The sequence below is a fragment of the Microbacterium sp. BK668 genome (assembly GCF_004362195.1).
In the GTDB taxonomy this organism is placed as follows: domain Bacteria; phylum Actinomycetota; class Actinomycetes; order Actinomycetales; family Microbacteriaceae; genus Microbacterium.
Window position 1 is genome coordinate 27,307 of the sequence record NZ_SNWG01000001.1, and the last position, 22,356, is coordinate 49,662.

The following is a 22,356-nucleotide window of genomic DNA, read 5'->3' on the forward strand; positions in this document are numbered from 1 at the left end:
CCCTGGAGTCGACGATCGGCGCCTGCCGGGATCAGTACGCGCCGTCGCTTCTCAGAACCGCGCGGACCGTCTTGAGCAGGATCACGAGGTCGCCTGTCAGCGTCCAGTTCTCGACGTAGAACAGATCCAGCCGCACTGTCGCATCCCAGTCGAGGTCACTTCGGCCGCTGACCTGCCAGAGACCCGTGATGCCCGGCTTGACGAGAAAGCGCCGGTGCACGGAGTCCGCGTACTGCCGGACTTCACGATCGAGCGGCGGACGCGGGCCCACGAGCGCCATGTCGCCCCGCACCACGTTGAACAGCTGAGGCAGCTCGTCGAGGCTGAACCGGCGCAGGATGCGACCGATGCTCGTCACGCGCGGGTCATCCTTCATCTTGAACATCACGTCGTTGCCGCTGTCGCGGTCCGCCTGGGCGAGCTCGGCGAGACGCTCCTCCGCGTCGACGTACATCGAGCGGAATTTCAGCATGGAGAATCGCTCGCCGCCGAGACCGATCCGCTCCTGACGGAAGAAGATCCCCCCGGGGCTCGACATCTGCACGGCAACCATCACAGCCACGAGCACGGGTGCGAGGAGCAGGATGAGCGCCCCGGCCGCCAGGACGTCGAAGACCCGCTTGGCGTGCAGCTTGCCCCCGCGATAGCGCGGTGTTTCGACGTGCACCAGCGGGAGCCCGGACACGGGGCGGGTGTGGAGGCGGGGACCGCCGATGTCGGTGAGGCTCGGTGCCACGATGAGGTGCTGCTGACCGGGCTCGAGCTGCCAGCTGAGCGTGCGCACTGTGTCGGCGCTCAGCTCATTCGAGCTCGTGATGAGAACCGTGTCCGCAGACACGCGACGAAGCGCATCCATCACGTTGGACACCGATCCGGAGACGGCGATCTCTGTGCCGGGGATGTAGTCGGCGATGCGTCCGGTCGGAGTGCAGCCACCGACGACATAAAGGCCCGCTGCCGGGTTGCGCTGCAGGTCACGAGCCGTCGAAGCCACCGACTCCTCGGAACCGACGAGAAGGACGCGGTTCGCCATCCGGCCCTGCTTCCGTTGCGCGACGAGCCAGCGGCGCGCGACCCAACGGCTCAGAAGCAGGACGCCCACCGTCGCGGCGAGCCCCGCGGCGAGAATGAAAGGGAGACCCGAAACCCGGAACACGTACGCGAAGAGCGCGACCGACGTTATCGCCAAGAAGCACGACCTGACGACCGCCCGGTACTCCTGGCTTCCCACGCCGACGACGCGGGACGTGCGGCTGCCCGACAGAGACAGCAGCGTGCCTATCGCGATCGCTATGACCGCGACGACGACCCAGACGGATACCTCGGCGGATGCTGCGATGACCTCCACCGAGACCGTCGCCGGATGCGGCACCACCAGCACGGTGGCGATCAGGGCGAGTGCGATCAGGATCGAGTCGGAAACGACGAGCGCGCGCGCGTACTGTCGCTCCCACTTGACCGACGGCTTGGCGGCAGCACGTGCGGCCCTGCTTGTGATCGTGGCCGAGGGCTTGGTCGACGTACGATCATCCAACGCGAACGACGTTGCCATCTGCTATCTCCTCCGGTCGACTGCTGTCGCGGGCGAGCGGAGGCAGGAAGGTCCTCCGTCACTCCCGAGGAACGGTCCCGAGCTCATCATTGCGTCGTTTTGCCAACGGTGGGTTACCGCGTTGTTACGGCGGAGGCAATTACCTGCCCCGGCCCGCGCGACAGCGCGCAACATGCGCTGGCTATGATGCGCGGCATGACGATCAACCTCCGCGGCGTCGAAGTCGTTCACTGGAACCCCCGTCGCCACCTCGGCGGCAGCCGACTCGCTCGCAGGCTGCCGCGAGTTGTGCGCGTGAACAACTTCGGCGATCTCATCGGGCCGCTCGTCGTCCGCGAGCTCGCCAAGTCCGTGCACGGACGCGGCGACGGCCGGCGGCTGCTGTCGGTCGGATCCACATTGCACTTCGCCAGAGACGGCGACACGGTGTGGGGCACCGGGCGGAACGGCAAGACGCCCGACGACGCCTACCGATTCTCGACGCTCGACGTGCGCGCCACTCGCGGTCCTCTGACCCGGGCCTGGCTGATCGAACGCGGCATCACGGCGCCGGCCGTCTACGGCGACCCCGCGCTCCTCCTCCCGACCCTGTTCCCTCGCTTCGCGGAGAGCCTCTCGCTGCGCAGCCGCTCGGTAACCATCGTGCCCAACCTGCACGATGCTCCGCACTGGCGCGATTCCCCTGGTTTCCTGGATCCGACGACGCGACTGTGGGCCTGCGTCCGGGCGATTGCCGAAAGCTCGCACGTCGTCGCCTCCTCACTGCACGGCATCATCATCGCCGAGACGTTCGGTGTGCCGGCGTCGCTTCTGCTGCCGGGCGTGGAAGACCTGTTCAAGTACCGGGACTACTTCGAGGGAACGGGCCGAGAGCTTCCGCACGCGTCCAGGACGCTCGCCGAAGCGCTCGACAACCCTGCGCCGCCGCTTCGCGGCTGGAAGGCGGAACCTCTCCTCGACGCCTTTCCTCGAGACCTGTGGTCCGGCAGTTCCCCTCACGTCGAAGCGGCGCGAACCGCTCCCCGCGCAGTCTGAGGCCGTGATTTCGGCCGCGTAAACACTCGGTGCCGTCCTCGTGAAATGGCCGGCCGGCGGCAAGCAGTCACCGTAGAGTGACTCCCAGACAGGGTCGTCGTCGCTGAAAGTCCCGATCACGGAGAGCCCCACCACGATGACCACTGCGGAACGCGCGACCGAGGAATCCGAAGCCTCGACATCCTTGCCGACGATCGTCGTGCAGCAGACGCTCGCACCCCCGGACGGCACGACCAAGTTCGTCGACCAGATGATCGGCATGGAGAATCCGCGCATCGTGCACCGGTTCGACTCATGGAAGAGTGCGATCTTCGGACGCTACGACGTCTTCCATGCTCACTGGCCCGAGCTGACCATCCGCGGAAGTTCTCGCGTGCGCCGCTTCGTGCGACGCCGGTACCTCGACGCCTTCCTCCTGCGGGCGAAGCTGATGCGAACGCCGATCGTGAGGCACCTCCACAACGTCGAGCCGCACGAACCGGGAGATGCCGCCGAGACGCGTTCCCTCCGGCGGTTCGACCGCGCAACCGACCTCTACATCAGGCTCAATCCGACCACCACGCCGCCGACCGACCGGCCCGTCGTCACGGCGCTGCACGGCCACTACCGGTCCGCTTATGCGAAGTATGCGCTCCCCGATCCCCGTCGCGGTCGGCTGCTCTATTTCGGCATCATCCGTCCGTACAAGAATGTCGACGGCCTCGCCAGGATCTTCTCCCAGCTGGACGCCGACGATCTCTCCTTGCGCATCGTCGGCTCCCCGAGCGTGGGTCAGAGAGAGATCATCGAGACTCATTGCGACCGCGACCCGCGGATCACGGCGACGCTTCGCTATGTGACGGACGAGGAGCTCGTCACGGAGGTCGGCCTTGCAGAGCTGGTCATCCTCCCGTACCACGAGATGCACAACTCCGGCGCGATCCTCGTAGCGATGTCACTGGGACGCCCGGTGCTGGCACCGCGCACCGCCAGCAATTCGGCGCTGTCGGCCGAGGTAGGCGAGGGCTGGATCATCGAGTACGACGGCGACCTGACGCCGGAGACCATCCGCGGTGCGCTGGACGAGGTGCGGCGGGGCGAGCGCTCCGCGGAACCCGACCTGTCCGAACGCGACTGGGATCACGTCGGCCGGATCATCGAAGGCGCGTACCGCCAGGCGATCGAGCGAGTGAAGCGCAGATGACGGCGACCGCCGAGCGTTCTCTGGGTGCATCGGCATCCCGAGGCGCGAGTGTGACGATTCTTGGGCAGATCGTACGGATCGCGGTCCAGCTGGGCGGGATCATGATCCTCGCCCGGCTGCTGACACCGACGGACTACGGTCTCTTGGCGATGGTGACGGCGATCATCGGCGTGGGAGAGCTCGTCCGCGACTTCGGACTCGGCTCTGCAGCCATCCAGGCGCGTACCCTCAGTCGGGGTCAGAAGAACAATCTGTTCTGGATCAACGCGGGCATCGGCGCCGTCCTGATGCTGGTGACCATCGCCGCATCGTGGCCGATCGCGGACTTCTACGACGATCCGCGCCTGCAGCCGATCACCGCCGCCCTGTCGGTCACCTTTCTCCTCAACGGACTGTCCACGCAGTTCCGGGCACACATGTCGCGCTCGCTTCGATTCGGACGACTGGTGATCGTCGAGACGGGAGCGCAGGTGATCGCGCTCGCCGTGGGAGTCACCATGGCCTTCGCCGGGGCGGCGTACTGGTCGCTGGTGGGTCAGTCAGTCGCTCAGACGATTGCTGCGCTCGCCCTCCTGCTGTTCCTCACCGGCTGGCTTCCTGGCGGCGTGTCGCGCCGAGAGCCGATGCGCGGCCTCTTGAGCTACGGCTCGAACATGTTCGGCACCCAGCTGCTGGCCTACGCGAGCCGGAACGTGGACTCCATCGTCATCGGCGCCCGCTTCGGCGCCGGTCCCCTCGGCATCTACAACCGAGCATTCCAGCTCATGATGCTGCCCCTTCTGCAGCTGAACGCGCCGTCGACCCGCGTGGCGCTGCCGGTTCTGTCCAGGCTCCAGGATGACCGCGCGCGCTATGCGCAGTTCATCACGTTCGGTCAGTCCGCCCTCCTCACGGTCCTCGGAGCCGCGCTCGCGCTGCTCGGCGCACAGGCGGAGTCGGTGGTCCGCATCATGCTCGGTCCGCAGTGGCTCGAGGCGGTGCCCGTCTTCCGGATCCTGCTCGTCGCCGGCTTCTTCCAGGCGGCCGGATATGCCGTCTACTGGGTCTTTCTGTCCAAAGGACTCATGCGGCAGAACATGTACTACTCGCTCGCTACCCGACCCCTCATGATCGCGATGATCCTCTTCGGCTCGATCTGGGGGATGTATGGCGTCGCGATCGCCTACTCTGCCTCCGTCGTGGTCATGTGGCCCGTCTCGCTCCTATGGATCCGCCGAATCTCGGATGCGCCGGTCGGCGCGATGTTCTGGAACGGCGCACGCGCGATGGCCGTCTACGGCGCGGGGTGCATCGCGTCGGCGCTGGCGACGTTTGCCATTCCGGCCGATCTGCCTTTCGTCCGCGTCATCGTGGGTGGTTCGGCCCTGCTCGTGTGGATTGCGCTCATGGCGCTGGTGTGGCCCCGTTACAGGCGGGACATCCTCGACTTCCTGTCAGCCCGCCGCTACTTCCGTCGGAGCAGAGCCGGGAAGTCCTCACCGGATTCGGCGGTCACGCCGGATCCTGGCAACGACACCGTGAACGACGAAGGGATCGCCCCGCGATGACCGACCTCAAATCGAATCCCTCCGAGGTGGGGGCGAATGTGCAGAGCGCTCTTCCTCTCTCGGTCGTGTTCGTCGTGCTCTCGATGCACGGCGGTGGAGCGGAATTCGTCGCGCGCACCTGGATGGCGTGGCTTGTGAAGCGCGGCTACCGCGTGAGCGTCGTCACAACCTCATCGAAGGCGACCGACGAGCACATACCCGATGGCGTCGCCGTGCATCGCCTGGGCGGAGCAAGAGGACACCTCGCCAAGGCCCGCGCCCTTCGCGAGGTGTTCTCCACGACTGGCGCCGATATCGCCGTCGGCCTTCAGGCGCATGCGAACCTGCTTCTTCTGACGGCGGCGATGCTTGCAGGCTCGGACGCACCGAAGGTGATCGTCAGTGAGCGCAACCTCGTCTCGCTCGGCCTCGCCGGGTCGGGCCCGCGTCACCGACTCAAGATCTGGATCGCGAAGAAGCTGTACCCGCGCGCCGACCATGTCATCGCGATCTCGCACCCGGTCGGCGGCGAGCTGGTGGCCGGCTTCGGCGTGCGCGGCGACCGGATGACGGTGGTGCCCAACCCCGCAACGGCGAAGATCGCGGGCCGTCCGCCCCTGCCCCGGCAGCCCGGGCTCGACTCCGGGGTACAGATCGTCCTCCCCTGCCGCCTGGTCATCCAGAAACGTCCGACGCTTGCGATCGAGACCGCGGCAGAGCTCAACCGCCGGGGCATCGCCGCCGAGGTTGTGTCATTCGGGGGCGGTCCACTCCTCGAGGAGATGAACCGGGCAGCGGAAGCGGCCGGCGTGACCTTCACTGATCGCGGTTGGGTGGAGGACTGGTTCGCTCACTTCGCGACGAACGCCGTCGTCCTCCTTCCGTCCAGTCGTGAGGGCTTCGGCAATGTGCTCGTCGAAGCAGCGGCGATGGGCGTTCCGTCGGTCGCGGCATCCGGCGCTCTCGGCGTGGCTGACGCCATCGTCCCAGGGGTCACCGGCGAACTCGCCCTCACGGACGCCGCCGCCGACTTCGCCGATGCGGTCGAACGAGCGAGCCTGCTTCCCGTGACCGGCATCGACGCGTGGCTGACGCGCTTCTCCGTCGAGTCCAGCGGCCGGGATCTCGAGCGAGTACTGCACCTCGTCTCGGGACGGGGCGGATCATCATGACCGACCTGGAGCGGATCACCGTCGTCCTTCCCTGCTACAACGCAGCGGAGTTCGCCGAGAGCGCGATCGACCGCCTGCTTGGTCAGGAGGGCGTGGACCTGGAGATCGTCGCGGTCGACGATGCCTCGACGGACGGCACGGCGCGCCTTCTCACTGAGCTGGCCGCCCGACACGAGTGCGTTCGCGCCATCCTGCTCGAGCGAAACGGCGGTGTCGCCGCAGCGCGCGAGGCGGGCGTGACCGCCGCGACCGGCACCTACGTCTGGTTCGTCGATGCGGACGACGACTGGCCACCCGACGCCCTGCGCTCGATGGTCGGTGTGGCGGCGGCCACGAATGCGGACATCGTGTGCGCCGGAGCCACTGTGACGGCCGAAGGTCACGCAGACAAGCCGGTGGGCGAGGTGCCCGATCAGCCGCTGCTCACGGGGGCCGAGGCTCTGCGCAGTCTGCTCGTCGGTGACATCACGGGGCATCTGTGGAACAAGCTGTTCCGTCGTGATCTGCTCGAGAAGATCACGTTCACCCGCATCCGGCAGCATTCCGACCAGGCTATGGTCGCTCAGGCGCTCGTGGAAGCCCGACGTGTCGCGACGCTGCAGCGGTCGGTGTACACATACCGCCTGCGCGTCGGTTCGATCATCCGGTCGGGGGCGAAGCGGGCCGACTCGCTGCGCGAGCTCGGCGAGGTCATCGAATCGTGCGTGTCTCGGGTCGACAAGCGTGCACTGCGCGGCGTCGACTACCTCTACTATCGTGCGCGCTACAGTGTGCTCTCCCGGCTGAAAGACGCGACCTCAGGCGCCTATGACCCGCCGGAGCGCTCAGCGCTCCTGAAGGAGATCCGCGGCGAGATGTCGATGAGACAACTTGCCGCGCTCGCGCGGCGACGCGACAGTCGCCGTCTCGCCATCTACACGATCGGTTGGATCAGCCCCCGCGGATACGGAGCGGTGCTCGATCGTGCGGGCGGGCGACTGTAGCCATGCATAGGGATCCGACCGCGACCGGACATTCACGCGCTGGTCTCGCGCGCGACACAGGTTCGAAATCGACCCTGCCTAGTCTGACAGTTCACACACGACGTATTCCCTCGGGGGAAGGAGGTACGCGGTGACGGAGCCAAGAGAGCGACTTTCGCTCATCGATCGCAACACCCGTCCGAAGGCGTGGATGGACGTGGCCAAAGGCACGGCGATGTTCATGGTGGTCCTCTTCCACACGTCGCTCTATTTCGGCCACGCTGACATCACGGGCTACCCGGGACGAATGAAGCAGTTCCTCGAGGCGTACCCGATGCCGGCCTTCTTCCTCATCGCCGGACTCTTCGCGTATCGCGTCACGTCCTGGACCTTCCCCCAGCTGTGGAAGCGCCGGCTCCTTCCACTGCTGTGGCTCTACGTCGTGTGGTCCCTCGTCAGGTTCGCCTTCTACGTGATCGTCCCGGGGACGAACGGCGACCTGGGCGCACTTCCGGCGACGGACTGGCGCAGCCTGGCGCTGCTGCTGGTGTGGCCGAGCAACAGCTATTGGTTCCTCTACGCGATGTTCTGGTTCACGCTCGGCGTGTGGGCGCTGCGCCAGGTGCCGACCTGGCTCAAGGTCTCGGGCGCGGCGATCCTCTCCGCGGTCATCACGTCCGGGGTCACGACCTTCAACAACCTGGGGTGGAACCGCACCGCCGCGCTGTTCCTGTTCTTCCTGATCGGTGCCGTCTTCCACCAGCGGATCGCCGCTGCGATCAGCAAGGCCGGCCCATGGGTCCTCGTCGGGCTGGTGGCCGTGTACCTCGGCGCGTCTGCCGCCGTCGTCGCCGTTCCCGGCGCGCGCGACATCCCCTTCGCCATCACGATCGTGCAGCTGCTGGCCGTGGCCGGCGGGTTCGTGGCGTGCAAGTACATCGCCCGTGTCCGTCCGCTGGCCGCCGTCTTCGGGACGATCGGAGAGTGGAGCCTGCAGATCTACCTGCTTCACATCTTCATCATCGTGAGTATGGCGGCCCTGCTCGAACTGCTCCTGCCGCCGGTCGGGGGAGCCGTGGGCGCCCTGATCGTGACGGCTGCCGCGATCCTGACCACGTACATCGCGGTTCTCCTGTCCAAACTGACGACGAAGGTGCGGTGGCTCTACATTCCGCCGTGGACAGTCCGCCGAACGCCCAAGAAGCCGGCCAGAAGCGCCACCGCATGAGCTCTCGCACCATCTTCGCCACGGTGGGCGCTGCCCTCATCGCGGTCGTCTTGACCTCGTGCACGACGCCTGCCGTGCCGACAAGCACGGGAAGCGGAACGCCGACGACCGCCGCCGCCGACGGTCGGGAGTCCGTCGTCTATCGCACAGTCGACGGCGACACCCTCTCCGCCGACATCTGTCTCCCCGATGCGGAAGGGCAGAATCGGCCCGCCATGATCCTCGTCCACGGCGGCGGATTCACCGAGGGGTCGCGCTCGAGCATGGGCGCACTCTGCGATCAGTTCGCGAGTCGAGGGATCGTCGGTGTCGCGATCGATTACCGCCTGCTGCCCGATCATCCGTACCCCGCACCCGTCGAGGACGCGAATGCCGCGGTCGCATGGCTCCGTCAACCAGACATCGCCGCCCAGTACGGCGTGGATGCGGAACGCGTCGGGATGCTGGGCAGCTCCGCGGGCGCCATCATCACCGCGAGCGTGGCGACGGAACCTGATTCGGGGCTCGCCGCCGCTGCCGCTCTCTCGCCGGTCGGAGACATGACCGTCTCCGGGCTCGAACTCGGCACCCCGACAGCCGCGGCCGCGGCGACGATCCTCGCCTATCTGGGATGCCCCTCGATCGAGGACTGCCCGCAATCAGAGGCGGCGTCGCCCACCAAAGCCGTCGATGCGAACGATGTACCGCTCTTCCTCGCCGTGGGGTCTCGCGAGCTCGTCCCCCGTGAGCAGGTCGAAGCACTTCACTCCGAGCTCGCGGCCGCCGGCGTCCCGACCGAGGTCATGGTGGTGTCCGGCGACCGCCACGGCCTGGCTCTGCTGAATGACGACGTGCGCCGCAGCCTGTTCGAGTTTCTCTCGGAGCACCTCGAGTCATGAGCGACAGATCCGTCATCCTGTCGTCGAGCTTCGTCGCAGCGGAGAGGAGCCCTCGGGCAGAGCGGCTGCGCCGGAGCGCGCGCTCGACCGTCGCCTACGGAGCCCTGCTCGCGGTCGTCTTCCTCGGCGCCGTCATCGGCGTGCGGACGCCACTCCTGCTCTTCGGGTCCGTCGCAGTGATCGCCTTCGTGCTGCTGGCGTGGGCGCGGCCCAAGCTCGCCCTCGCGCTGACGGTCATCGTCACCATGATCTCGCCGCAGCTGCAGGCTGCCATGGGCAGCGTCGGCGGTATCGCCGACGAGGCGATGATCTTCGGCGCCGCCACCGTCATCGTCGCACGCAGGGCGCTGGTCGAGCGTTCGGTCGTGTGGCTGCCGGGGCTGGGCTGGTTCGGCCTCTTCGTCTTCGCGGGCACGCTCGGAGCGATCGTCTACGGGACCCCGCTGGAGATCTCCCTGCAGGGAGCGACGCTGCTCGTCAAGTGTGTCGTCATCGCGATCGCGGTGTCGCAGGTTCACTGGAGCCCGTCAGATCTGCACGGTCTTGCGCGGGCCGGCTTCGTTCTCGCGCTCATCCTGATCGTCACCGGCCTCGTCAACCTCGCGATCCCGGGCCCATGGGCGGGGCTGCTCGCCGGATCGGCGGTGCAGTACGTCGGCGGCGTCCCCTCGATCATCGGCCCGTTCCAGCAGCCGGCGGCGTACGGCCGTATGGCGACCATCCTCGCGTCGTCGATCCTGGCCTATCAGCTCTTCGTCAAGTCGAGCTGGGTCGGGTACCTCACCGCGTTGCTTCTCGGGGGCCTGTCTCTCCTGACGTTCCGCGTCAAGGCTCTCGTCGGCCTCCTCTTGGTGTCCACGGGCCTCGTGCTCCGCGCAGGCAACGCTCTGATCCTCGCGGTCCTCGCCGCGTGCCTGCCTGCGGTGCTCGCCTTGGTCGGTCCGGGGATCTTCACCGCCGTCTTCGGTGACGTGGAGCTCTACTACGGCGAGGGTCAGACGTCGGCGCGATCCCGACTCACCGCCGGCGGAACACAGCTGGCCATGTCGCACTTTCCGCTGGGGGTCGGCTTCGGGCGCTATGCCAGCGCGACGGCAGCGGACTACTACAGCCCCGAGTACACGAGGCTCGGTTTCGATCGGATCTACGGCCTCGGGTCCAAGCCCGGGTTCGGCAAATATCTCAACGACACGCAGTGGCCGGCGCTTCTCGGCGAGACCGGGTGGCTGGGAACGATCGCGTTCATCATCGGAGCGATCCTCACTCTCCGCATCCTGCTCCAGCGCACGGCGCCCGATGAGCCGCCCATCGTCCGCTGGATCCGGCTGAGCGGAGTGTGCTGGTTCGTGCTCATCATGCTCGACTCCGTCGCCGCTCCGGCATTCACCTCGCCGCCGTCGTACCTGTTCTTGTTCGCCGGGGCCGCCATCGTGGCATCTCTGCGCTTCGACCTGCGCGAGGGCATCCTGCGGTTCGGGGAGTCCCGTCTTGATCACACGCAATCCACGCAGCAAAGGAACAAAGCATCATGAACCTTCTCCCGATCGGACGTGTCCTCCGACGTACCTGGATCTGGGTGCTGCTCATCCTTCTCGTGGCGTTCGCGGGCGGCTGGGTCGTCACGTCGAGCATGCCCGCGCAGTACACGTCGGAGTCCCGGGTCATGTACTCGCTGAACGCCCAGGGGTCACTGCAGAACCAGCTGCAGGCGACGAGCCTCGCCGCGCAGCGTGCGGCCACCGACGCCTCCTTGATCCCCACACCCACCGTCCTCACCCCGGCGCTGGCCGCCTTGGGGAACCCCGCTCTCACGTACGACACCGTCAGCGGCGGAGTATCCGCGAGCCCTTCAGGAACGATGATCAACATCACGGTCACGCTGCCTGACGCTCAGGACGCGGCGGACGTCGGTGGGGCCATCATCGATGAGCTGAGCGCACAGGCTGCCGCTGACGAGATCGTCGTGGACCAGGCGGACGCGGCTCTCACATACACCTATGCGGTCGAGACCATCCTTCCGCCAGCCGTTCCCGCGGCTCCTTCGAGCCCGAGCCTTCTGATCAACAGCCTGATCGCCCTCGCGGTGGGCGTGCTGGCCGCGGCGATCTTCATCGCCACGATGATCAGTCGCGACAAGCGCATCTACGACGTCGAGGTGGCCAGATCGGTCGCCGGCGCCGACGTTCTCGGAGTCCTCTCCATCCGCGGCGACGATCGGAAGGGCGCTCCGCTCGCACAGGATGTCGCGACCCTGCGAGCGGCCTTCCAGGCTCGTGCTCCGGAGAGCGGCACGTGGCTCATCACGGGCGCCGGCGACGTTCGGACGGAGGGGACGGGCCGGGCGGTCGCCTCCTCCTTCGGAGCGATCGGCCGCCGGACGACGCTGATCGTCACCGATCCCGGCTCGTCGGGTGCGCCCGGCCTCACCGATTTCATCGCGGGCACGGCGTCGATGGAGGAGGTGCTCGACCGTGAGTCTGTGCCGGGGGCGACGTACGTCGGAGTCGGCACTCTCGTGGATGAACGCGCCGACATCTTCGCGGGCGAGCGCGCGGCGGACAAGCTGCAGGAGCTCGCGAGAGGCAGCGATGTCGTCCTCGTGACAGCGGACCCGGCCGATGCCAGTGCCGACGCCGCAGTGCTGTCGCGGTTCGGGATGCGGACTCTCGTGATCGTGCGCCGAGGACGCACCACGACGGATGAGCTGTCACGCGCGCTGTCGACGGTAGCCGAAGCGGGAGGCGACATCGCGGGCGTCATCTGGGTGAGAAGCGCACGGTGACTTCGACGACAGCAAGCTCAAGGGTGCGCGCACGTGCACTCTCCCGGGTCACCGAACACCGAGAAGAAGGAGTGTCAAGCTGATGAAGTCATCCTCCGCCGCGCGAAGCGGCGTCAGCCGACGAGGATTCATCGCGGGCGGCGCCGCAGCCCTGCTGGGCGCCGCTGGCGGCGTCCTGGGAAGTGCCTCCGTGGCGAACGCCGCCGTGAGCTATGCGAAAGTTCCCAAGCTGCCAGGGGAGGTCTCACGCACGAGCGACCTCAGGACGAAGGCGGGCACTCTCTACGAGAGCATCGACGTATCCATCCTCGGCGACATGGCGCGGATCTTCGTGCCGCATTCCGCGCCGCCCAACAAGTACGCGTGGGTTCCCGTCGTGTGGTTCTACCACGCGAACAACAGCAGCTACACCTCGCTGAGCAGCGCGTTCCTCTACGGCGCCGAGCCTGCGGTCGACAAGGGCGCGATCGCGGTGTGCCCCGACTATGCGGGCGCGACGGCCTGGGTCTCGGCTCCAGCGGTGAGGGCGCAGACCAACGCTGTCGCCTACATGAACTCGCTGTGGCGCATCTACTACAGCTTCGGCCGGTCGAATTCGGGTGGCGGCGCGCTCATGTGCTGGGCGTTCGGCAACAACCTGCTCCCTCGGCAGCAGGGAATGTATCTCGCCAGCAGCGTGTACGACATGATGGATGTGTATACGCGCGGCCCCTCTCGGGTCGGCCCGGCCTACGGCTACGATCTCGAGGCCATCCAGGCGACGAACCCGGCCACCCTCCCGCAGTCGAGCTGGACGGGATCGCGCATCAGAGCGTCCTTCAACCCGGACGACCAGACGGTGCCGCCGCAGCAGCATGCGATCGCGCTGCTGACGCTGGCCCAGCCCGTCGCCGTCGAGACGTCCTATATCACGCACGACGGCGGCGGCACCGCGACCGGCCACACGGTACCGGGATGGGTGCACACCGACATGCTCAAGGCGTTCCAGAGATGGGCCAACCTCTAGGCTCGCCCAGCGCGTCGAAGCCGGCCCTCGTGATCGTGATGCACGGGGGCCGGCTCGATGTCGGCGTCGGCCGCGCTGCTAGCCGGGCGGTGGTACGGTGCTTCCCGGCTTCCAGCCGAAGCCGTTCACGTTCGCGCCTGTGTCGTAGAGCGTGTGCGTAAGGGCGGCGGCGGGAACCGCCACGTACGCATTCGCCGTCGCTGACGTTCCGACGAATCGCCAGATCCGCATTTCCTGAACGGCCCCGTTGGCCGCGAGCAGGAATCGGAGCGCGCCGCGAGTGGGAGTGACCCATGAGGTGAACGCCGAAGCGGGTGTGTATCCACCGCCCGCGAGCCGTCCCTGGCACCGATAACGGTGCCCTTTCGCCGGAAGAGTGCCCTGGATCTCTTCAACCGTCGAAAGCGACCACAGCGACGGCGTGGCCGCGGTCGCCGAGACGGGGGCGGTCGTTGGGGACAGGACCCACCCCGTGCCGGGATCCTGCAGTTTGAAGTCGCCGGATGCCACGGTGGCGAGAGAACGTGAGACTGCCGACGTGACAGCACTCGCGCCGCCGATCGAAGGCCCGACCGACCTGCTCCACAAACCGCCGATGTCGCGCACGCTCACCACCGCGGTGAGTCCTCGCGCCTCGAGACGCGTCCCGGGAACAGCCCTCTCGATCGCCACGAGGCTTCCCAGCTGCTCGTCGCTGCGGACCAGCGCGCGCATCTCGATCGAGTCTCTTATCACGACCGACGAGGCCGGGGATCCGCTGTCGGCGATGCGGACAACGGGAGGCAGGGCGTCGCCTGCCTGCCCTCGCGTCAGGTACAGGGCCGTCGTGTCGATCACGACATCCGAACTTCGTATGTCCACCATGGTCTGGTTGATGATCGGCGCCTCCTGGTGGCCGCCTCGGATCTGTATCGCCGAACAGGCGTCGAGTTCGATCCGACCGGTGACGGTGCCCACGATCTCCGCACCCCGACAGTACTTCAGCCGCGCAAGGCCGACCGCCGCATCGGCCTTGCAGCTCTGCATGAGCAGGCCATCGCCCGAGCTGACCTGTTCCACGAGGACGGAATTGGCGGGCCCCCCGGCGCGATTGTGGCATTGCAGGAAGACATTCGCGTCGCTGTAGTCGGTCCATGACAACAGGGCGCGCCCGCGGCGAAGGACCACGCTTTCGAATCGAGCCGCCGTGCGGTTCGCGAATGCGAAGCCCACGTTGGCGCCGTTGCCGTCGATCGTGCCGTTGCGCACGATGAGGCTGATGAGCGCACCGGTGTTCGTTCCGCTCGCTCGAGTGTTCACCGAGACGTCGACCTTGCCGGACTGCAGTGCGGTGCGCTTGGTGTTCGGGAAGAACGCCCACTTGACTGCTGTCTCGCGCCAGAAGGCATCGGTCGTCGGAAGATTCGGCCCGAGCTTGAGGATCGCGCCGTTTAGTTCGAGAACGAACATCGACAGCGAGGTCGGCCGATCGAGGAAGATCGGCGAATTGAGGTAGTACGTGCGGTTCGCTGCGAAAGCCGGCTGGCGGCCCGCGTCGTACGCGGCCTGAATCGCCGGGGCATCGTCAGTGGTGCCGTCTCCGATGAGCGCCGCCGATTGTTGCAGAGCGGCGTCCGCAGCACCCGCATTAGCTACCGATCCGACCGCGGCAAGCGCCGTCCCGGCGCCCGCGATCGACAGTGACTTAAGGAATCCGCGCCTCGATGGGGAAGGCGGAAGAACCCGCTCTCTCATATGCACCCCTGCTTCTCATCAGGTCATTACCCCCATGCTTTCCATATTGCGGCATGCGTCAGGTCGAATCGCACGGCTCGGCGGCGGTGCGCGGTGCGGGACGGTGGCGACGACTTCGCGCGATGGTGATCGCGGCGTCGTCGCCGAGGGCCGCAATCCGAAGCGAGAGCATGTGCGCGCACACCGGGCGTCGGTTTCTGAGGGCCGCGAGATCCGCGGGGAATCAAGGGTTCCGACGACGTCCCGCGTCTGCCGCGCCGGGAGGGACGATCGAGTCCGGCGCTCTCTCGCCGCCCCCACGAGCCGATCCGGATGGCCTTCTCGATGCGGTGTGAACACTGCGTGAAGAGTCGTTACGAGGGAGTAAACGTGCGGTCGGAACGCCTCGACGCGCGCACCCGACCCGTTAGCGTTGGCGTGTAGAACCTGTCGCCAGCGTTGTTCCGACACTTCCCATCTTTGACGGGAATCCCGTCATGAACCGCCTGTCGGAGGCTCCACGATGTCGGCACAACTCGACACGCACACGGCTGCGAAGTCCCTTTTCGTCTGCTCGACGGGCGGACATCTGACCGAGTTGCGGCGGATCGAGGAACGCGACGGAATCAATCCGGACTCGCTGTGGGTCACGTTCGACACTCCGCAGAGCAGGCAAGCGCTCGAGGGTCGACGCGTCCATTACCTGCCCTATGTCGGCCCCCGCGACCTGAAGGGGACCCTGAGGTCGGTGCCCTCGCTGCGCCGGGTGCTCCGCGGCGAGTCATTCGACGCGGCGGTGTCGACGGGCGCGGCGATCGCCGCGGCTGCGCTGCCACTGGCGACGCTTCACGGCATTCCGAGCATCTACATCGAGAGCGTGTGCCGGCTGCGCGGTCCCTCGACGACGGGCAAGCTCCTCATGGCCGTCCCGGGCGTCGAACTGCGTACCCAGCACGCCGAGTGGGCCGGCGGACGGTGGAGCGCCTGCCCCAGCATCCTCGACTCCTTCAGGAGCGAAGAGCGCCTCGCCCCCGAGGGTCCGCTGCGGGTGTTCATCACGTTGGGGACGATCCGCGGCTATCGGTTCGACTCGGTCATCGACGCATTCCTCTCCACGGGCCTGGCGAACGAAACGACGGTCTGGCAGCTCGGCGACACGACGCGAACGGACGCACTTCCGGGGAACGTATACGACTACCTCTCTCCGGACGAATTCGCGTTCGAGGCAGCGCGAGCGGACGTCGTGATCACCCACGCTGGAGTCGGAACGCTCGTGGAACTGCTCTCGATGGGCATCTACCCCGTACAGGCCATCCGCCGCGCACTTCGGAACGAGCACGTCGACGACCACCAGCTCGAGATCGCTGAGCTTGTCGAGACGAACGGGATCGGTATCCCCGTGGAGGGCCCTGGTCTCACCGAAGAAGTCATCAGGTACGCTGCGGGTCGACGCATCGTCGACGGTCGGCTCGCGAAGGTCGAGACCGTCTGATGCCCGCCGAAAGGGACGTCTTCGCCGTCGGGCGCGGCCAGTACGAGAACATCGGCGACATCATTCTGCGGCGCCCGCTCTTGAGATGGGCACGCGAAGGAGGTCGACTTCACGTGTATGTCGGTCGTTCGCCCGCAGGTTACGACGATGGCCTCGGGGTCGGCGGGGCCGATGTCGTCTACCGATCGCTGAGCAAGTGGTATCTCGCCCTGCTCGCCTCAGCGCTGCGAGGTCGCGCCAGCACCATCTACAAGCCCGGCGAGATCCAGCTGACGCTCATCGGAATGAAGGAGCACGTCGTGATGCTCCCGGCTGCGGCCCTCGTTCGGCTCCGCGGAGGGACTGTGAGCCGCATCGGCGTCGGCGCACGCAACTTCGCTCCGCTCCCCCGCGCGATCATGTGGCCCTCGAACGCGCTGGCATCCTATTCGCGGTGGCGTGACGATCGCACAGCCGCTTACTTCGGCGGTGAGGCCATGCCCGACCTCGGGTTCGCCGAAGGCATGCCGGATGAAGAGCTCCGCGAGGCGATCATCGAGGCCCCACGCGCTCGAGACGTCATGGTGATCTCACTTCGAGACGACACCGAGGTCGCCCCGCGGCCCTACCCTTCGAAGGCGTGGCTCGACGGGGTCAGCGATTTCGCCCGGTCCGAGGGGCTCACTCTCTGGGTCGTCACCCAGGTCTCGGTCGACGACGACCGCTCTCGTCGGCTTGCGGTCGACCTCGGCGCCCAGCTGCTCGGGTGGGACGAGCTCGCCGACCATGGCCCTCAGGAAGCGCGCTTGCGCGCGCTCTACCGACGCACTCGAGTCGCAGCGAGTGACCGTCTGCACGTCATCATCGCGGCGTTCACGGAAGGCGCGGCTCCCGTCGGCCTGCAACTCGACGACTCCGATAAGGTCTCACGGCACTTCTCCACGATCGGCATCGAGGATGTCTCCATCAATACGACCGGTATGCCGGCCGGCGACCTCGCGGAATCTCTCTCGCGGATCGCCGGCAAACGACGAGAGATGCTCGAGAAGCTGCTGGTGGCTCGTGCGCGGCTGGCGAGCGTGCGCGCAGACCTCTCGCAGCTGCTCACCGGAGCGGCTTCGGTCCCCGAGGAGGCTCCGGTTGGCTGACCTTCGCCCCATCGTCTATCACGTCGGGCGAGCCGGAGACGTGCCCGGCGGAATGACGCAGGTGGTGAACGCCTACCTGGCGTGGCGCTTCGACGAGTGCGACGTGAAGGTCATCGAGTCCCGCGGCAACCCCGGGGATCACCTGACTGCCGCGAAGCTGTTCGCGCGCGCGCTGCGAACCGTCCGGACGATCGCCAGAAGCAAGCAGCCCGCTGTCATCGTCGTTCACCTGAGCGAGCGAGGATCCTTCGTCCGCGAAGGCTGGATCGCCCGCTACGCACATCACCTCGGACTGCCCGTCATCGCCCACATGCACGGTGCGGACTTCGCCGCCTTCGAAGCCGAGAACTCCGCACTCGTCGGTAGAGTCCTGGCAGCCTCCGATCGCGTCATCAGCCTCAGCGATGAGACGAGTGCGATCTGTGCCGCGCACATCGGCGCCGACCGCGTTGCCCTCGTCCCCAATGCGATCCCCGTCGGCACACCTGTCGAGAAGGAGAGGCTCGTGGTCTTCGGCGGTGTGGTGTCACATCGCAAGGGCATCGACGTGCTGCAATCGGCGTGGCGTGCTGCGCAACCGACGGAGCCTTGGCGCCTCGTCGTGGCGGGCCCGATCCGGGACGATCGACTCGTGGATCCCGATCTGCCGCGCGCGGACTTCGCGGGCAGCCTGGATCACGACTCCCTCATGGACCTCCTCGACCGCGCCGCGGTTTCCGTCCTGCCCTCTCGCGACGAGGCGATGCCCATGTTCATCCTCGAGTCCATGGCGCGACGCGCCGCCGTCATCTCGACGAGAGTCGGAGGCATCCCGGACGTCCTCGCCGACGACTGCGGAATCCTGATCGACCCCGGCGATGCGGATGCGCTCACCGCCGCGCTGGTGACCATGATGGCGGACGACGATGCGCGCGAGGCGATTGCAGACGCCGGCTTCGCGAGGTTCGAGGCACGATACTCTGCGAGTTCGGTCTTCCCGCGGGTCGAGCGGATCTGGCTCGATCCGCTCGGTCGCACCGGCCCGGACGGGTCCGGCGTCACCGGAAACGATTCGAAAACCACGAAACAACCAGTGTCGACAGCTGGGAAGGGTGCTACCAAATGAGACTCTCTGTCATCGGCTGCGGATATCTGGGCGCCGTACACGCGGCTGCCATGGCGTCGATCGGCCACGAAGTGGTCGGGATCGACGTGGACGAGCGGAAGATCGAGACGCTGTCGAAGGGCCTGGCGCCCTTCTTCGAGCCCGGCCTTCAGGAGATCCTCGAGGAGGGCATCGCCTCGGGACGCCTGAGCTTCACCACGGACATGGCTGCAGCCGCCGGAGCCAAGGTGCACTTCGTGGGCGTCGGCACCCCTCAGCGCAAGGATGGATATGCAGCCGACCTCACGTACGTGAACGCCGCCATCGACGGCCTGCTGCCCTACCTGAGCCCGGGAGACATCGTCGCCGGCAAATCCACCGTCCCTGTGGGCACGGCCGCGACGCTTGCCGAGCGCGTCTCGCCGACGGGGGCCACACTCGTCTGGAATCCCGAATTCCTCCGCGAGGGATTCGCGGTGCAGGACACGGTGGACCCCGACCGCCTCGTGGCCGGTGTCCCCGCAGGGGTCGAGGGGGAGACCGCCGCAGACGTGCTTCGCGAGGTCTACCACCCCTCGGTCGCGAAGGACACGCCGTTCATCGTCACCGACTACGCGACGGCCGAGCTGGTCAAGGTCTCAGCCAACGCGTTCCTGGCGACGAAGATCTCGTTCATCAACGCAATGGCCGAGATCGCCGAGGTGACGGGTGCAGACGTCACTCAGCTCGCGGACGCCATCGGCCATGACGCGCGCATCGGCCGCCGTTTCCTGGGAGCAGGCATCGGATTCGGCGGCGGGTGCCTGCCCAAGGACATCCGCGCGTTCTCGGCGCGTGCCGAAGAACTCGGCCGCGGAGAGTCGGTCAACTTCCTTCGAGAGGTCGACGCCATCAACCTGCGTCGGCGCGATCGCGCCGTCGATCTTGTCGTCGAAGCACTCGGGGGAACGGTCTTCGAGAAGAAGGTCGCCGTCCTCGGCGCCGCGTTCAAGCCGCACAGCGACGACATCCGAGACTCCCCCGCGCTCGATGTGGCCGTGCGCCTGAAGGGGCTGGGCGCGGACGTCGTCGTCACGGACCCCGCCGCGATCGAGAACGCGAAGCGCGTGCACCCGCAGCTCACCTACGACGAGGACCTCGACGGTACTCTGCGCGGTGCGGATGCAGTCATCGTCGTGACCGAGTGGGATGACTGGCGCCGCAACCTCGATCCGAAGCACGCCGCCTCGCTCGTGTCCCGCGCGATCGTGGTCGACGGCCGCAACTGCCTCGATGCGGCCTCATGGCGCGCTGCGGGCTGGACGTACTACGGCATGGGACGTCCCTAGAAGCCCCTCCACAGCGGACGAACCACCATGCCCAGTGCCGGCGTCACGGCCGGGAAGTTCCACATTCCGTCACTGAACGGGATGCGGGCGCTCGCGATAACCCTCGTGGTCTGGGGCCATGCGGAGTTGCCGCTCCGTCTGATCCGGGAGTCGACCGGTGTCACGATCTTCTTCTTCTTGAGCGGCTACCTGATCACGACGCTCCTGCGCCGCGAGTATGACGCCCGTGATCGCGTGTCGGTCGCGGATTTCTACCTCCGTCGGGTGTTCCGTATCTTCCCACCGCTCTATGTCGTCCTGATCTGTGCCGTCGTCCTCTCCCTGGCGAACGCGATCCCGAACGAGATGACCCCGCTGGGCGTCTTCGCCTCCTTCTCGTTCTGGGCGAACTACTACATCATCTGGGAAGGCCGGGACGGCCTTCCCGGCGGGATGAACGCGCTGTGGTCGCTCGCCGTGGAAGAGCACTTCTACCTCGTGTTCCCCCTCCTCTACATCGCTCTGAGACGCTGGGTGCCGACGCGGTGGGTGCAGGCGGTCATCCTGGGAGGCCTGTGCGTGGCGATCATGGTGTGGCGTACCTACCTCTTCAGCAGCGGGGCGAGCTACGACCGCATCTATCTGGCGACCGACACGAGGGCGGACGCCATTCTGTGGGGATCGGTCTTCGCCGTCGTGCTGAACCCGGTGTACGGCGAGGTGCAAGCGCCTCGGCGGAAGTGGCTGCTCACACCGGTGCTCCTGGCGGGAGCGGGCGTCGTGTACGCGGTGAGTCGGTGGCCGAACGAGTGGGGGATGACGATCGGATACACGGTGCAGAGTGTTGCACTGGCGGCGGTCTTCATCCCCGTCATCCTGATCCCCGGGTCGGTGGTCGGGCGCGTACTCAACTGGAGGGCGGTGGCGTGGGTCGGCATCGTGTCGTACTCGATCTACCTCCTTCACCGTCCCGTCCTGATCCTCACCGAGACCTACATCGGCCAACCGGAGCTCGTAGCCGCAACGGTGGGCGTTGCCGCGACCGTTCTCGCGTCGTGGGCGATGCTGGTATACGTCGAGCGTCCCTTCGCACGTCTTCGTCAGCGAGTGAATCGGGCAGGAGAGACGGAGAACGTCGCACGGACGTGAAAGGCAGACGCTCGGGGGGCGGACCCACGGCAGGACCTCGAGCGGAATGGCCGCGATCCTCTACGGCACCGGCGCAACCGATCCGTCCTATCACTAGGCGCGTGAGCAAGAACGGTGCATGCTGGTCGAAGAAGGAATCGACAAGGCTGCCGCCCACCGCGCTCGAGCCCCACCTGCGACCTCGGCAGACGCAAGGAGGATCAGGTGAATCGAGAGTATCCGCGCACGGCGAGCACGAAGCCGGGATCGCTGAGTCGGCGCTCCTTCCTGGCCGGGTCGGCAGCGGCGGCCGGGCTGGCTGCCGGTGCGCTCGGAAGCCCAGGTGCAGCCAGCGCCGCCCCGAATTACTCGAAGGTGCCCCGCCTGCCGAATGAGCTCACCCGGATGGACACGCAGTTCACGGGCTCGGGCAACCCGTACGAAGTGATCGACGTCTCGATCTCGGGCGACCGCACCCGGCTGTTCGTGCCGCACGTCTCTCCCCCCAGCTCGACGTCATGGGTGGCTGTCCTGTGGTACTACCACGCCAACGGAAGCAGTTACACGGCCGTCAGCTCCGCATTCAAGTACGGAGCGGACCCGCTGGTCGACTATGGCGCGATCTCCGTCTGCGGTGACAACGGCGGGCCCAACGAGTTCGCCAACGCGAAAGCAGTGACGGCCCACCGTAATGCGATCGCCTATGTGACGGCGCTCTGGCGCGTCTACTACAGCTTCGGTCGATCCAACTCCGGTGGCGGCGCTCTCATGTGCTGGGCGTTCGGGACCGGCATGGTGCCTCGTCGCCACGGCATGTATCTGGCGAGCTCGGTCTACGACATGGAGAGCCTCTACGAGCAGGATCCGACGCGGGTCGGCTATCCCTACGGCTACAGCACGGCTGCGCTGCAGGCCACGAACCCGGCTCGGCTCGGACCGTCCGCTTGGACCGGCATGCGGATCCGGTCGTCGTACAGCACGGTCGATGAGCGTGTCCCTCCGCAGGACCACTGTCTGGCGCTCACGTCTCGCGCTGCGCCTGTCGCCGTCGAGGCCTCGCTGCTCCCTCACGACGGTGGCGGAACCGCCAATGGACACTGGGTGCCCGGAACGATCAACCGGGAGATGGTCTCGACGTTCCGACGCTGGGCGAATCTCTAGAAGGAATCGTGTCGGCGTCG

At 66.9% G+C, this 22,356-nt stretch carries 18 protein-coding genes; 16 read left to right on the forward strand and 2 right to left on the reverse strand.

The window, feature by feature from the left end; genetic code table 11:
• Window positions 1–31: 31 nt before the first annotated feature.
• Entirely contained in the window at window positions 32–1,552 is a 1,521-nt protein-coding gene (locus EV279_RS00135; RefSeq protein ID WP_133540853.1) for a sugar transferase, read from the reverse strand.
• A 195-nt stretch (window positions 1,553–1,747) separates the two neighbouring features.
• Between EV279_RS00135 and EV279_RS00140 the strand changes: the two genes are divergently transcribed.
• From EV279_RS00140 to EV279_RS00185, 10 genes are all read left to right on the forward strand, one after another.
• A complete protein-coding gene (locus tag EV279_RS00140) occupies window positions 1,748–2,587 on the forward strand; it encodes a polysaccharide pyruvyl transferase family protein (protein WP_133540855.1) in 840 nt (279 codons plus the stop codon).
• 184 nt (window positions 2,588–2,771) lie between these two features.
• Window positions 2,772–3,770 carry a glycosyltransferase gene (locus EV279_RS00145; protein WP_166644399.1) on the forward strand — a complete coding sequence of 333 codons (999 nt, stop codon included), beginning with the start codon at window positions 2,772–2,774 and terminating at the stop codon, window positions 3,768–3,770.
• A 50-nt stretch (window positions 3,771–3,820) separates the two neighbouring features.
• Window positions 3,821–5,317, forward strand: a complete 1,497-nt coding sequence (locus EV279_RS00150) for a lipopolysaccharide biosynthesis protein (RefSeq protein ID WP_208109437.1) — start codon at window positions 3,821–3,823, stop codon at window positions 5,315–5,317.
• A complete protein-coding gene (locus EV279_RS00155; protein WP_133540860.1) occupies window positions 5,314–6,468 on the forward strand; it encodes a glycosyltransferase family 4 protein in 1,155 nt (384 codons plus the stop codon). Before EV279_RS00150 ends, EV279_RS00155 begins: the two co-directional genes overlap by 4 nt.
• Complete coding sequence (locus EV279_RS00160) at window positions 6,465–7,451, forward strand: glycosyltransferase family 2 protein (protein ID WP_133540861.1); 987 nt, start codon at window positions 6,465–6,467, stop codon at window positions 7,449–7,451. Before EV279_RS00155 ends, EV279_RS00160 begins: the two co-directional genes overlap by 4 nt.
• Window positions 7,452–7,581: 130 nt before the next feature.
• The gene (locus tag EV279_RS00165; protein ID WP_133540863.1) at window positions 7,582–8,658 is read left to right on the forward strand and encodes an acyltransferase; all 1,077 of its coding nucleotides are present in this window, start codon (window positions 7,582–7,584) and stop codon (window positions 8,656–8,658) included.
• Entirely contained in the window at window positions 8,655–9,536 is an 882-nt protein-coding gene (locus EV279_RS00170; RefSeq protein ID WP_133540865.1) for an alpha/beta hydrolase, read from the forward strand. The genes EV279_RS00165 and EV279_RS00170 overlap by 4 nt, the downstream gene beginning before the upstream one ends.
• Entirely contained in the window at window positions 9,533–11,068 is a 1,536-nt protein-coding gene (locus EV279_RS00175; protein WP_133540867.1) for a hypothetical protein, read from the forward strand. The genes EV279_RS00170 and EV279_RS00175 overlap by 4 nt, the downstream gene beginning before the upstream one ends.
• Entirely contained in the window at window positions 11,065–12,318 is a 1,254-nt protein-coding gene (locus EV279_RS00180; RefSeq protein WP_133540868.1) for a hypothetical protein, read from the forward strand. Before EV279_RS00175 ends, EV279_RS00180 begins: the two co-directional genes overlap by 4 nt.
• Window positions 12,319–12,400: 82 nt before the next feature.
• The gene (locus EV279_RS00185) at window positions 12,401–13,324 is read left to right on the forward strand and encodes a hypothetical protein (protein WP_133540870.1); all 924 of its coding nucleotides are present in this window, start codon (window positions 12,401–12,403) and stop codon (window positions 13,322–13,324) included.
• A 78-nt stretch (window positions 13,325–13,402) separates the two neighbouring features.
• Here the strand turns inward: EV279_RS00185 and EV279_RS00190 are convergent, their stop codons facing one another.
• Entirely contained in the window at window positions 13,403–14,572 is a 1,170-nt protein-coding gene (locus EV279_RS00190; RefSeq protein WP_166644400.1) for a hypothetical protein, read from the reverse strand.
• A gap of 988 nt (window positions 14,573–15,560) precedes the next feature.
• Between EV279_RS00190 and EV279_RS00195 the strand changes: the two genes are divergently transcribed.
• The 6 genes from EV279_RS00195 to EV279_RS00215 all read left to right on the forward strand — a co-directional run bounded on the left by EV279_RS00195 (window position 15,561) and on the right by EV279_RS00215 (window position 22,336).
• Complete coding sequence (locus EV279_RS00195; RefSeq protein WP_133540874.1) at window positions 15,561–16,529, forward strand: glycosyltransferase; 969 nt, start codon at window positions 15,561–15,563, stop codon at window positions 16,527–16,529.
• Window positions 16,529–17,656, forward strand: a complete 1,128-nt coding sequence (locus tag EV279_RS16745) for a polysaccharide pyruvyl transferase family protein (RefSeq protein ID WP_166644401.1) — start codon at window positions 16,529–16,531, stop codon at window positions 17,654–17,656. The genes EV279_RS00195 and EV279_RS16745 overlap by 1 nt, the downstream gene beginning before the upstream one ends.
• Entirely contained in the window at window positions 17,649–18,761 is a 1,113-nt protein-coding gene (locus tag EV279_RS00200) for a glycosyltransferase family 4 protein (RefSeq protein ID WP_166644402.1), read from the forward strand. The genes EV279_RS16745 and EV279_RS00200 overlap by 8 nt, the downstream gene beginning before the upstream one ends.
• Window positions 18,758–20,068 (forward strand): UDP-glucose/GDP-mannose dehydrogenase family protein, encoded by a 1,311-nt coding sequence (locus EV279_RS00205; RefSeq protein ID WP_133540878.1) that lies wholly within the window; start codon window positions 18,758–18,760, stop codon window positions 20,066–20,068. The genes EV279_RS00200 and EV279_RS00205 overlap by 4 nt, the downstream gene beginning before the upstream one ends.
• A gap of 27 nt (window positions 20,069–20,095) precedes the next feature.
• Complete coding sequence (locus EV279_RS00210; protein WP_133540880.1) at window positions 20,096–21,196, forward strand: acyltransferase; 1,101 nt, start codon at window positions 20,096–20,098, stop codon at window positions 21,194–21,196.
• A gap of 384 nt (window positions 21,197–21,580) precedes the next feature.
• The gene (locus tag EV279_RS00215; RefSeq protein WP_133540882.1) at window positions 21,581–22,336 is read left to right on the forward strand and encodes a hypothetical protein; all 756 of its coding nucleotides are present in this window, start codon (window positions 21,581–21,583) and stop codon (window positions 22,334–22,336) included.
• The last annotated feature ends 20 nt before the right edge of the window (window positions 22,337–22,356 follow it).